The organism is Paraburkholderia sp. GAS348, assembly GCF_050434205.1.
Classification (GTDB): Bacteria; Pseudomonadota; Gammaproteobacteria; order Burkholderiales; family Burkholderiaceae; genus Paraburkholderia.
On record NZ_JBNPVT010000002.1, the window covers coordinates 108,780 to 121,286 of the forward strand.

Consider the following 12,507-nt stretch of genomic DNA (forward strand, 5'->3'; position numbering starts at 1 on the left):
AACACGTGGTGGGTATGTCCTCTCAAGGAGATAACGCATGTCAAACGAAGCAAAGTGCCCGTTCAATCATGCCGCCGGCGGCGGCACGACGAATCGTGACTGGTGGCCGAAGCAACTACGGCTGGACCTGCTCAGCCAGCACTCCAACAAGTCCAACCCGTTGGACAACGGCTTCAACTACGCCGAGGCTTTCAAGAGCCTTGATCTCGCTGCGGTGAAGAAGGACCTCGCGGCGCTGATGACCGATTCGCAGGACTGGTGGCCGGCAGACTTCGGCCACTACGGTCCGCTATTCATCCGCATGGCCTGGCACAGCGCCGGCACGTACCGTATCGGCGACGGCCGCGGCGGCGCCGGGCGCGGCCAGCAGCGTTTCGCGCCGCTCAATAGCTGGCCGGACAACGTCAGCCTCGACAAGGCTCGCCGCCTGCTGTGGCCGGTCAAACAGAAGTACGGCCAGAAAATTTCCTGGGCCGACCTGTTGATCCTCACCGGCAACGTCGCGCTCGAAACCATGGGCTTCAAGACCTTCGGCTTCGGCGGCGGCCGCGAGGACACCTGGGAGCCGGACCAGGACGTCTACTGGGGCGACGAAAAGACCTGGCTGGGCGGCGACGTCCGCTATGGCAAGGGGGCAGCCGGCAAAGACGAAGGCGTGATCGTGGCCGACGAAGCATTGCACGGCAGCGAGGTCAGCCGCGACGACAATGGACGTGTCCTGGAAAATCCGCTTGGCGCCGTCCAGATGGGCCTGATCTATGTCAACCCGGAAGGTCCGGACGGCAAGCCTGACCCGCTCGCCGCGGCAGTCGACATCCGTGAAACCTTCGCGCGCATGGCCATGAACGACGAGGAGACGGTCGCGCTGATCGCCGGTGGCCACGCCTTTGGCAAGACGCACGGCGCCGGTCCTGCCGACAACGTGGGGGCGCCACCCGAGGCCGCCGGTCTCGAGGACCAGGGGTTGGGCTGGAAGAACAGCTTCGGCGCCGGCAAGGGCGGCGACACGATCTCCAGCGGTCTGGAAGTCACCTGGAGCACCACGCCGACGAAGTGGGGCAACGGCTACCTGGAGAACCTGTTCAAGTACGAATGGGAACTGTCCAAGAGCCCCGCCGGCGCCAACCAATGGGTCGCCAAGGATGCCGGCGACACGATCCCGCACGCTCACGATCCCTCGAAGAAGCTGCGGCCGACGATGCTCACCACCGACCTGTCGTTGCGCTTCGACCCCGCTTACGAGAAGATTTCGCGGCGTTTTCTGGAGAATCCCGACCAGCTCACCGAGGCCTTCGCCCGTGCCTGGTTCAAGCTAACCCACCGCGACATGGGGCCGCGCGCCCGCTACCTCGGTCCGGAAGTGCCGGCCGAAGAACTGCTCTGGCAGGACCCGATCCCGGTGGTCAACCACCCGCTGGTCGATGCGCAGGACATCGCTTCGCTCAAGCAGAAGGTCCTGGCATCGGGGCTGTCCATTTCGCAGCTGGTCTCGACAGCCTGGGCCTCGGCGTCCACCTTCCGCGGTTCCGACAAGCGCGGCGGCGCCAATGGCGCGCGTATTCGCCTCGCTCCGCAGAAGGACTGGGACGTCAATCAGCCCGAGCAACTGGCCAAGGTGCTGAAGGTCCTCGAAGGCATCCAGAGCGAATTCAACGGCGCACAGTCTGGCGGCAAGAAGGTTTCGCTGGCCGACCTGATCGTACTGGCCGGCAGCGCCGGCATCGAGAAGGCGGCAGAGAAGGCGGCCCGTCAGGTAAGCGTGCCTTTCACGCCCGGTCGCATGGACGCTTCGCAGGACCAGACCGACGTGGAATCCGTGGGCGCCCTCGAACCGGTCGCCGATGGCTTCCGAAACTACCTCAAAGGCAAATACAGCGTTCCGGCCGAGGCGTTGTTGATCGACAAGGCGCAATTGCTGACCCTCACCGCCCCCGAGATGACTGCGTTGATCGGCGGCTTGCGTGCTTTGAACGCCCATGCCGGGCAGAATCAGCACGGCGTGTTCACCGACCGGCCGGAAACGCTGACCAACGACTTCTTCCGCAACCTGCTCGACATGGGGACGGAATGGAAACCGGTTTCGGCAGCCGGGGACGTGTTCGAGGGGCGTGACCGCAAGACCGGCGAGTTGAAGTGGACCGGCAGCCGCGTCGATCTGGTGTTTGGTTCGCATGCTCAGCTGCGGGCCTTGGGCGAGGTCTATGCAAGCGAGGACGGGCAGGAGAAATTCATCCGCGACTTCGTCGCAGCCTGGGTCAAGGTGATGAACCTCGACCGGTTCGAACTCGCCTAAGCGGGCGCGAGGTCCCGTCAGGGCTGTGGCCCTGACGGGACTTTGCCTTCGCACGCTGGCGGACTATGTCCAAAAGGAGAAAACCAAATGTCACGATCCATCTCGCAGCGCGCCTTCATGGTGTTCGGTGGTCTAGCCTTGGCAGGTGCATTGAGCTTGGCGCAAGCGGCACCGGTCTCATTTGACGTGCCGTTGACGGGTGCCCAACAGGTTCCGCCCGTGCAGACTCCAGGCCGCGGCAGCGCCAACCTCACGTACGACTCCAGCACGCGGGTCGTTACCTGGAACATCAGCTTTAGCGGATTGTCGAGTCAGGCCACGATGGCGCATTTCCATGGGCCCGCCCCGGCCGGCACAAACGCCGACGTGAAGATCTGGCTCTCGCAGAAAGGCAGCATGGAGACGACGAGCCCGTTCAGCGGTCAGGCCACGCTATCCCCGGACAACGCCAGGATGTTCGAAGCCGGCGACATGTACATCAACGTTCATACCAAGAACAATCCGAACGGCGAAATCCGCGGCCAGGTGGTGCCGCCAAAGAGCAACTGACGCGACCATCGAAGCGGCACCCTGAGATCAGGTTCGCGGCAAGCTCAGAGATATGCCGCGAGCAGCATCACCACGGCAGCGCCTACGCCGAGTGGCAGCAGCGCGAGCAGCGCTGGTGTCTGCCGCGGTGCGTCGATGGACAAGGGCAAGAGCTTGTAGCCGGTTAGCATTGGACGCAGCAGGTTGTGTCCCTTCGCTACCGCATAGAGAGCGATCACGAGCACGTGCAACATCACCGCAGCGAGCAGCACGTACCAAACAAGCCCGTGCAGTGTCGAAATCGCGTTGGCGAGCCACGCGGGCACCACTTCGCTCAACGGCCCTTCGTCGGCAATGTCGTTGTTGACGTAGAGCCCGCTCAGTGTCTCGACCAGCAGCAACGCGAGCAGCAGCAGGACCATCCAGCCGCCGGCCGCATTGTGGCCCACCTGCACATCCGGCTCGCGGCGAAACAGGTGGCGCAAATGGCGAAGTGCAGCCGCGGGCGACGCCACGAAACTGCGAAAGCGCGCGGTCTCACTGCCAAAGCAGCCCCATAGCAGCCTGGAAACAACCAACGCGAGCAGCGTCTCGCCGACCCGGATGTGCCAGTCGATCCAGTTCAGCTTCAAGGTGACATAGGCCGCCGTGACCAGCACCACCACCAGCCAGTGAAACAGTCGCACCGGCGCGTCCCAGACCAGCACCGGGCGGCGGACAGGCTGTGCCGGCCGCGTGACAGTCTCGTGAGCATCCATGTGTCGTGCCTCCTTCTGCAAGCGGCTGGAAGAGACGCAGGCCCGGCCTGCACACCACGCCGAAGAATAGCAACTCGGTGACGCAGTAGTTCATCATGTTCCGTACGCCAGGCCCCGCAATCGCGAGCGCCGGCAACGCGCAGAACCTTTGCGCCATATTACCGTCTCCATCCTGTCCTCGTCGGCCTCAGGATGGCCCTGCCAAACGTGCGTCATTTTAAAATCCTTAAATATGACGCAGAACCTGGCGAGTTCGAACCGCGCTGCCTTCCCCGACATCAAACCGACGCGTACCGTTGTGAAGCGCACAGGGCAGGGGGCTGTACAGGAGTGCGGACCTGCCAGGCCGGTGTATCGGCAAACGCCCGGGGTTACAGGTCGATACCACTAAGGGTGCATCGGCTGGTGCTGTCTTGACGCCAGTCCCATGAAGGAGCATTCAGCATGTTGAACTACCCTGCCGCCTATCAATCCACCAAGGGTTCCGCACTCGACGTCGACAAGGCGTTCTATCAACGCGTCGCCTCACAGCACGACACCCGTACGCTGATCGAATCGATCGTCGTGCCGATCCGCTCGGGTCAGGCGTGGACCGTGGAAGCCGGCCAGATATTTCGCATCGTGACGATCGAAGGTCCGCAGGTGGCCGACCTGAATATCTGGAGCCTGCACAACCCGCGCGAGCGTATGTGGGCCTCGCGCACGCGCCAGTTGCAACAGGCGCACGTGAGCACGTTCGACCGCCTGTGGTCGACGCTGCCGTTCCTGCGTCCGATGGTGACGATCACGGACGACAGTCTCGCCGACTACGGCGTCGACGAGCATGGCGGCCGCGTTCACGATCTGCTCGGTACGCGGTGCGATCCCTATGTGAACCGGATGCTGACCGGTGAGGATTTCCATTTTCACTGCCACTCCAACCTCACACGCGCGATCGCTCCGTACGGATTGACCGAATACGACGTGCACGACGTGCTCAACGTGTTCCAGTGCACCGGCCTGAATCTGGAAGACAAATATTTTATGAAAGCATGCCCGGCAAAGAAGGGCGACTACCTCGAATTCTTTGCCGAAATCGACTTGCTGTGCGCGCTGTCGACCTGTCCGGGCGGCGATCTCTCGGTGCCGATGTGGGGGCCAAACGCGCGTGATCCGCTGGAGGTGTGCCGGCCACTCGGCATCGAGATTTACCGGCTGGCGCCGCAAATGCTCGATGGATGGGCGCCGCCATCCGTCGCTGCGTACAAGGGGCAACATGGAATGCTGCTGCAGCAGCCGAAATGGAAATGCGGTTGTTGATGATCGACTGTGCCGACGAGCGGCACGGCGTCTTCGCCCTTAGCCAGAACTCCAGCAGATGCGCCGCTGCCTCGGTCGGCTTGACGCTGCGCGCCTCACGCTCGAAGAGTGTCGCACCCAGCTCGTCCTCCAGCAGCTTGATCTGCCGCGTGATCACGGACGGCGACGTATTGATGTGGTCCGCAGCGCAGGCCGGCTTTACGGTGACATTTGTTCCTCTCGCGCAAAATAGTTTGTCCATAGCGGGTGTTTGCTCGGCGCGCGAATACACCTAGATTAGGCACCTATCGGAGCCACCGGCCCGGTGGGCAAGAAAGCCCAATCCAATATTCGAGGTATTCCATGAGCACGTCGCAAAAGGTCGTAGTCATTACTGGTGCATCGCAAGGCATTGGCGCGGAGACCGTCAAAGCATTCCGCAAGCTTGACTACCGCATCGTCGCAACGGCACGCCGCATCAAGCCGTCCGAAGATCCCAACATCGTGACGGTGGCGGGTGACATCGCTGACCCAGCGACGGCGCGTCGCGTAATTGCCGAGGGCGTGGCCCGCTTCGGCCGCATCGACACGCTGATCAACAACGCCGGTGTCTTCATCGCCAAGCCGTTTACCGGTTACACGGCTGAAGACTACGCTGCGGTGACGGGCGTGAATCTGAACGGTTTCTTCTACATCACGCAGTTGGCGATTGCTGAAATGGAGAAGAACAACAGCGGCCATGTGGTCAGCATCACGACCAGCCTGATCGACCACGCCATCGACGGTGTGCCGTCGGTGCTGGCGTCGCTGACGAAGGGCGGTCTGAACGCAGCCACGAAGTCACTCGCAATCGAATACGCGAAGCGCGGCATCCGCGCGAACGCGGTTGCCCCTGGCATCATCAAGTCGCCGATGCACGCCCCCGAAACGCACGCGGCACTCGGCGCACTCCACCCTATGGGCCACATGGGCGAGATGAGCGATATCGTCAACGCGATTCTTTACCTGGATGCGGCGCCGTTCGTGACGGGCGAAATTCTGCACGTCGACGGCGGTCAGAGCGCTGGGCACTGAAGCAACACGGGGGTGCTACTGGTTACGGTCGTTATCTGATTCATCAAAAAGGAACTGACAATGTCGATCGAAAATATTCTGTATTCAAGGTGCTGACGTCGCCGAACCTGCGGGTGCGCTCCGGCGATACGGCCAGTCTGAACGTCGGGGAGTCGGTGCCGGTGATCGGCTCGGTGTCGTATCCGAACTCGACGGTAGCGCCCGTGCAGAGTGTCCAGTATCAGGATGCGGGCGTGATCTTCCAGGTGCAGCCGACTGTCAAGCGCGACACGATAGACCTGCATCTGGTTGAGGAGATCAGCAGCTTCGTGAACACCACAACGGGCGTGAACAATTCGCCGACGAAGAACACACGCAAGGTGGAAAGCTCGTTCAGCGTGGCCGATGGCGACGTGCTGCTGATTGGCGGCCTGACGCAGGATCAGGACACGCGTGTGAGCTCCGGGCTATCGTTCCTGCCGCGCTGGATGGCGGGGCATACGGCGTCAACGAACAAGACTGAAATCCTGCTGTTTTTGCAGGTCCAGAAAATCTGACCACTGCTTCATGTGTAGCAGGTATATCAGGCCGCGCACGGCGGCGCCGATGAGGGACGCGATCACGACCCGTTGCAGGTTGATCATGTTGCCTCGGCGCTTGACGTTCAGGCGTCGTCTGAATGTGCGGTCGAGACGTGCCTCAATTTCGAACAGGCGGATCTGCAGGCCGTAGGGTAGGCGATCCCATAGGGCGAGGTAGGCCGCATGCCGCCAGAGGGTGGTTTGCAGGTGTTGGCGTCGGCTTGTAGCGCTCGTTGTTGGTCATGGTCGCCCCGTTTTTAGGCTGGGCGTCTAGCGTCAGGAGTGTCTGGCACGTGACCGGAGCGGCGTAGCGCGGCGGCGTATCTGCGGAGTTGTGGCTTGTGTCGCGCGGCTAGCGCGGCCTGCCGGACCGAGTAGCGGGTATCGGCGTTGAGGTTGAACGCAGGCGGGGGCGGTGAGCGCGGCCACCCCTCACTGCCAAGCCGCCTTTGTGGGGCCGTGGTGTGCCGCTGCGGTGCGAACCGTGTTCAGGACTTCCACTATGTCGCGGTACTTGAGCGTCAGCAGCGGGGCGTGTGGCATATCCATATCGCGGTAAATGGGCGGCAGAACTGGAAGCTGTTGCGCTCGATCTGGCTGTCGGTGCTTGGTAAGTCCGGAACTGATGGCGCGGTCAATGACAGCATCCAGGGCTTTAAAAAGCTCTGTGTGTTTCGCAAGCTCGGTGGCAAGGGTCGTGCGATGCGGCACCTGATCTCGACGTATATCGCCAAGTACGTCGGTGTCGGTAAGGGGGCGCATGACGTGGGATTCAACAATAAGCGGTACTGGACCAGCAAGGGAATCGTGTTGCCTGAGACGACTACTTATGCGCATCTTGGGCCGGATTCTGTGCGTGGCGATGCGGCGGCGGCGTATGCATGCGTCGATGAGCACAGGGCGGATTTCAGTAACGCGCAGTTGTTCTGGAACCGGGGCATCGGCGTGTTCTGGATGGCGACGGGGAACACTGTATGAGCGGGTGTTATACTTTTTTCGTGTTCCGGTAGCACGAATGGGGTGATCTGATGGTGGCGACACATGATGCGCTTTACGAGCGGGATTTTTACGCCTGGGCGAACGAGCAGGCTGCGTTGCTGCGTTCGGGCAAACTGGCTGACGCCGACCTCGGCCATATTGCGGAGGAAATTGAGAGCATGGGGCGTAGTGAAAAGCGTGAGCTGGTGAACCGGTTGACGATCCTGTTGACGCATCTGTTGAAGTGGCAGTTTCAGTCTGCTTTCCGGGGGCGGAGTTGGCAGTTGACGGTGATCGAGCAGCGGCGCAAGGTGGTCGCACACCTGGAAGACAATCCCAGTTTGAAGGGGGTTTTACCGTCGGCGTTTGCGACGGCTTACGGGTATGCGTTGATTGAGGCTGAGCGCGAGACTGGATTGCCTGAGAGCACGTTTCCGGCGAGTTCGCCGTATACCGTTGAGCAGGTGTTCGATGAGGGATTCTGGCCGGATGCGTGAGTGTGTCCGGATGCCGATAGAGAACCCGTCGCTGACGGGTTTTTTTATGGTTGCATGGCGGTGACTGAGTGCCGGGTTGTGCGTAGGACTCGTCGTTTGCGGCGGGGTCGCGTCGGTGATCGGTGGGCGCTTCACGTTCGGGCTCGCGTTTGAAGCCCATTTCATCCATGCGCAGCTCGTGCTCGAGGCGTTGCAGGCATAACACGGCGACGGCTCAGGGAGTGAAACCGGACATTTCTAATGAGCCAGAACCGGACATTTCCAAAAAGCCCTGACACATGTTGTCGAGGCCATTCTGAAGTGTCGCAGGGGGAGCAAAGTAGAAATGTCGGGGCTTATGCCTTTGTTATCTCTTTGACGAGGTTTTGAGTACAGGGTCCTGGAGGCTGGCCGTGGTTCTGCCAATCGCGGTGTTCAGATCCTCAACAGTGATCTGCCGCTGCTTCTTTGTGCCAGCCTTGCGTTCCTTCGGTTTCGGCGCCTGCCCCTGATTGGTTCGTGATGGCGAACCTGACGCGCGGCGGTTATCGCGATCGGCCTGAATCAACTGCGCGACCTGCAGCACATGACCCAGCCGCTTGTGATCAACCACGGCGCCCTGATCAATCTCGGAGAGCCGGTCGTAAGGCCTGCAGGGAAGGGCGACACCGTCGGCGCGGATCTCGATGCGCCCATCCGGATACTCATACACGTCGATGTAGCGTCCCACCAGCCTGCGGTTCGCCTCTGTGTCATCGAGCAGGTAGATTACCCGGTCGTACTGCAGCGTCAGCGAACGCGTGACGCGCCGCGGTTCGCGCCATGTCAGGATGGTGTCGAGATTCTCATCCTCACGCAGCGGCCGGTGCGCATTGAAGGCGCTCCGTGGCGCCTTGCCAAAGCGTGTGTTGTAGTCGGCGATGAAGCGGGGCGCATAGGCGTTGGCCGCTTCCTGCGTATCGATGCCACGCAGCCGCAGTTCCTTGACGAGCCGGTCCTGCAGCGTCAGGTTCGCGCGCTCGACGCGCCCCTTGGCCTGACTCGAATTCGCACACAGCCCATTAATGTTCAGCTCGAACATCGCCCGGCCGAAATGCGTCACGCCTTTGCCACCGGTCGTTGCCGTCTGCGTCGAGCGGAACACGCTGGCCTTGTCGCTATAGAACGCCACCGGCTTGCCATGCTGTTCCAGATACGCCCGGGTCACTTCAAAGTAGCTGAAGGTCGATTCGGTCGCCGTGAAGTGCAGCGCCATCAGCCGGCTGGTCGCGTCGTCGACATACACCAGCAGCGTGCAGGCCGGCGCCCGTTCCTCGAACCAGCGGTGATCGCTGCCGTCGATCTGCACCAGCTCGCCCAGACACGACCGCCGTGCCCGCGGCTGGTAGAGCTTCGGCGGCCGCTGCCGGCGCGGAATCCACAGGCCGGCATCCGTCATCAGGTGCCGCACGGTTTCCTTGGACAGCGCCAGCCCGTGACATTCACGCAGTTTCTCGCAGGCCAGCGTCGGACCAAAATCCGGGTAGCGATCCCGGATCAGGTTCAACGCGCGCTCGGCCACGCCGTCTGCAAGCTGGTAGTTGCTCGGGTGCCCACGATGGCGTGAGAGCAGCCCCGAAGCGCCCTGGCTGCGATAGCGCACGGTCAGCCGCTCAACCTGACGCCGGCTCAGATGGAGCCGCTCCGCGGCCTGCCACGTCATCAGCATGCCATCGACCACCGACTGGATCGTCCTGAGCCGGTCAACCTCGCGCATCGTCATGGTGATCGTCCCGGATGTCGTCGTCATGCAGGCCTCCCGTCAAAGGTCAGCCAGCATGACATGCGACGTTTCAGCTTTGCCCAGGTACGACATTACAGCTTTGCTCTTACACCAGTCAGGTTGATAATTTATCTTATGTCAAATTACAAACGCAGGAAGCGCCATCCGAGTCCCGCAACAGATTTCCTTCCCCTCGCCGCCTAAACCGCCACGTCCCCTCGGCTACACGCTCCGGCTAGTGCAAAATTTTCGCCAGAAAGTCCTTGGCCCGATCGGACTTCGGATTCGCGAAAAAGTCCTCCTTGCAGTCGTCTTCCACGATCAAACCTTTGTCCATGAAGATCACGCGGTGCGCGACTTTCTTTGCAAAGCCCATTTCATGTGTGACGCACATCATCGTCATGCCTTCCTGCGCAAGTTCAACCATCACGTCAAGCACTTCATTGATCATTTCAGGGTCGAGGGCCGAGGTCGGTTCATCGAACAGCATTGCGATCGGGTCCATTGACAACGCGCGCGCAATCGCCACTCGCTGCTGCTGACCGCCTGACAATTGCGCAGGAAATTTATCCGCGTGCGCGCGCAGGCCGACGCGATGCAACAGCTTCAGCGCCTTCTCCCCGGCTTCGTCCTTTGAGCGGCCGAGTACCTTGATCTGCGCAAGTGTCAGGTTTTCGGTAATCGACAGATGCGGGAACAGTTCAAAGTGCTGGAACACCATGCCGACTTTCGCGCGCAGCTTCGAAAGGTTGGTCTTCTTGTCGCCGACCGATTGACCGTTGATCGCAATCTCGCCCTGCTGGAATGGCTCGAGGCCGTTCACCGTCTTGATGAGCGTCGATTTGCCGGAGCCTGACGGTCCGCACACCACGACCACTTCGCCTTTCTTCACCTCGGTGGTGCAATGGGTCAACACCTGAAACTGGCCATACCACTTCGAAACATTATTAATGGAAATCATCTTTTAACCTGTCAACGTTATGCCACTACAACCACTGCTCTATTCAGCGCCGTGCCGGCCGATCCGATACCTGTCGATATAGTGCTGCGCCAAAAACAGCCTGTTTTCCGGTGCGTTCATGCCCGCGCTCCTGGTACCTGGTCAAACCACTTCTGTTCGTCAATTTCGATCAGCGTGGGTACGCGGCGCCCGGCGGCCTGTTTCAGTTCACTTGCGAGCGTTGCCTGGTTGTCGGCCGTGACGGCGCAGCAGCCAAAACCCCGAGCGAGAGCGATGAAGTCCGGCGTGTAGATGTCGACGCCAATCGGCTCGATATCGCGCTCGACCATGTACCTCCGGATTTCGGCATAGCCCCGGTTGTTCCACAGCAGCACGATCACCGGCACGGCCGCTTCGACGGCACTCCCCAGCTCGGGCAACGTGAACTGCAGGCCGCCGTCGCCGACCAGGCAGATGACGGGCCGGTTCCCTACTGCAAGCCGCGCACCGATCGCAGCCGGCAGCCCATAACCCAATGTGCCGTAGCCCGTCGAAGAGTTAAACCACGACCTCGGGGCGGCCGCCTCGAAAACGAAATTGCCCGCGTAGACCGGCCGCGTTGAGTCACCCACGATGACCGCGTCGGGCAGCGTGTCCGATAAGGTATCGAACAGCGCCGCCATCGAGCGGGTCGGTGCGTCGTATTCCGCATTGACCGCCGTGCGCACGGCGCGCACGCGCTGGGCTCCCCAGCGGCCATCGCGCGGCGGGAGCGGACGCGTTGCCAGGCTGGCGTCGAGCGCAGCGAGCGCAAGCTGCGAATCGGCTACGATCGCCACCTCGGGCGCAAAGTTGCGCATCGCCTGCTGGCCGTCGATATCGATTCGAATCAGCTTCCCGTCGATCGCGAACCCGCCGTCGAACACCACGTCGTAGTCGGTTTCGCCGAGTTCGGTGCCGACCGCCAGCACCACGTCGGCCTCGCGCACCATCGCGCGCGGTGCGGGGAGCGACTGGATCGAGCCGATCGACAGCGCGTGACCGCGCGGCAACAGGCCCTTGGCGTTGATCGTCAATGCCACCGGCGCCTGCAGGCGCTCGGCCAGTGCGCACAATTCGGCAGCGCCTTCGTTAGCCCCGCCTCCGGCAAGTATCAGGGGGCGTCGCGCACTGGCCAGCAGAGCGGCGGCTTCCTCAAGCGCGCCTGGTGCGCCGGCGGATCTCGCGGGAAGGGTCGGCACGCGGGACGTCATCGTACGCGCGGGGGCGACGATCACGTCGAGCGGAATCTCGATATGGACCGGACGCGGCCGCTCGCTGGCAAAGACCGCGAAAGCTCGGGCCAGCACCTGCGGCAGCTCATCGGCATCCAGCAGCGTATGAGAGAACGCAGTGAGACCGGCGAACACGCCGTGCTGCGACGGCAGTTCGTGCAGCCGGCCGCTGCCGCCGCCGAGCTCGCGCGTGGCATTCACGCTGGAAATCACCAGCATCGGGATCGAATCGGCATAGGCCTGTGCCATCGCGGTCGCGATATTCGTCATACCGGGCCCCGTGATGATGAAACATACCCCCGGCTTGCCAGTCACGCGTGCATAGCCGTCAGCCATGAAACCCGCGCCCTGTTCATGGCGCGGTGTGACGTGACGCAGCGTTGACGCCGCGAGACCTCGATAGAGTTCGACGGTATGGACACCGGGAATGCCGAACACCAGTTCGACGCCATAGTCTTCGAGCAGCGTTACCAGTGCCTCCCCACAAGTCTGCGCAGCGGCAAATTTCTGCGTGGGGCGCCCAGCCGCATTGGCGAAGAGAGAAGCAACTTCAGGTGAATTCATGTGGATGCCTGAAAATTGACGG

Annotated in this window: 11 protein-coding genes and 2 pseudogenes; 7 read left to right on the forward strand and 6 right to left on the reverse strand. The window is 61.8% G+C overall.

All coding sequences use genetic code 11. The features are described 5' to 3' along the window. Positions 1–37 precede the first annotated feature (37 nt). On the forward strand, positions 38–2,293 hold the full coding sequence (katG, locus tag P3T22_RS03460) for a catalase/peroxidase HPI (protein WP_429324229.1): 2,256 nt from the start codon (positions 38–40) through the stop codon (positions 2,291–2,293). 87 nt (positions 2,294–2,380) lie between these two features. Further along, complete coding sequence (locus tag P3T22_RS03465) at positions 2,381–2,842, forward strand: CHRD domain-containing protein (RefSeq protein WP_429324230.1); 462 nt, start codon at positions 2,381–2,383, stop codon at positions 2,840–2,842. A 44-nt stretch (positions 2,843–2,886) separates the two neighbouring features. Here the strand turns inward: P3T22_RS03465 and P3T22_RS03470 are convergent, their stop codons facing one another. Beyond that, positions 2,887–3,579 carry a cytochrome b/b6 domain-containing protein gene (locus P3T22_RS03470; RefSeq protein WP_063496031.1) on the reverse strand — a complete coding sequence of 231 codons (693 nt, stop codon included), beginning with the start codon at positions 3,577–3,579 and terminating at the stop codon, positions 2,887–2,889. Between the two features lie 28 nt (positions 3,580–3,607). Further along, a pseudogene (locus P3T22_RS03475) lies at positions 3,608–3,739 on the reverse strand (TIGR00366 family protein); the annotation flags it as partial. Between the two features lie 284 nt (positions 3,740–4,023). Between P3T22_RS03475 and P3T22_RS03480 the strand changes: the two are divergent. After that, on the forward strand, positions 4,024–4,878 hold the full coding sequence (locus P3T22_RS03480) for an urea carboxylase-associated family protein (protein WP_429324231.1): 855 nt from the start codon (positions 4,024–4,026) through the stop codon (positions 4,876–4,878). 43 nt (positions 4,879–4,921) lie between these two features. On the opposite strand, the pseudogene P3T22_RS03485 reads toward P3T22_RS03480, so the two are convergent. Continuing rightward, a pseudogene (locus tag P3T22_RS03485) lies at positions 4,922–5,065 on the reverse strand (LysR family transcriptional regulator); the annotation flags it as partial. Between the two features lie 155 nt (positions 5,066–5,220). Here P3T22_RS03485 and P3T22_RS03490 point away from each other — a divergent pair. The 4 genes from P3T22_RS03490 (at position 5,221) to P3T22_RS03505 (ending at position 7,966) form a co-directional block, all read left to right on the forward strand. Next, complete coding sequence (locus P3T22_RS03490) at positions 5,221–5,931, forward strand: SDR family NAD(P)-dependent oxidoreductase (protein ID WP_429324232.1); 711 nt, start codon at positions 5,221–5,223, stop codon at positions 5,929–5,931. An 89-nt stretch (positions 5,932–6,020) separates the two neighbouring features. Further along, on the forward strand, positions 6,021–6,467 hold the full coding sequence (locus P3T22_RS03495) for a type II secretion system protein GspD (protein ID WP_429324233.1): 447 nt from the start codon (positions 6,021–6,023) through the stop codon (positions 6,465–6,467). Between the two features lie 558 nt (positions 6,468–7,025). Next, positions 7,026–7,469 (forward strand): hypothetical protein, encoded by a 444-nt coding sequence (locus P3T22_RS03500; RefSeq protein ID WP_429324234.1) that lies wholly within the window; start codon positions 7,026–7,028, stop codon positions 7,467–7,469. A 50-nt stretch (positions 7,470–7,519) separates the two neighbouring features. Beyond that, a complete protein-coding gene (locus P3T22_RS03505) occupies positions 7,520–7,966 on the forward strand; it encodes a DUF29 domain-containing protein (protein ID WP_429324235.1) in 447 nt (148 codons plus the stop codon). 346 nt (positions 7,967–8,312) lie between these two features. Here the strand turns inward: P3T22_RS03505 and P3T22_RS03510 are convergent, their stop codons facing one another. The 3 genes from P3T22_RS03510 to P3T22_RS03520 all read right to left on the reverse strand — a co-directional run bounded on the left by P3T22_RS03510 (position 8,313) and on the right by P3T22_RS03520 (position 12,485). Beyond that, on the reverse strand, positions 8,313–9,734 hold the full coding sequence (locus tag P3T22_RS03510; RefSeq protein ID WP_429324236.1) for an ISNCY family transposase: 1,422 nt from the start codon (positions 9,732–9,734) through the stop codon (positions 8,313–8,315). A gap of 208 nt (positions 9,735–9,942) precedes the next feature. Then, the gene (locus P3T22_RS03515) at positions 9,943–10,668 is read right to left on the reverse strand and encodes an amino acid ABC transporter ATP-binding protein (protein ID WP_063496187.1); all 726 of its coding nucleotides are present in this window, start codon (positions 10,666–10,668) and stop codon (positions 9,943–9,945) included. 116 nt (positions 10,669–10,784) lie between these two features. Continuing rightward, a complete protein-coding gene (locus tag P3T22_RS03520; protein WP_063497954.1) occupies positions 10,785–12,485 on the reverse strand; it encodes a 5-guanidino-2-oxopentanoate decarboxylase in 1,701 nt (566 codons plus the stop codon). Positions 12,486–12,507: the final 22 nt, after the last annotated feature.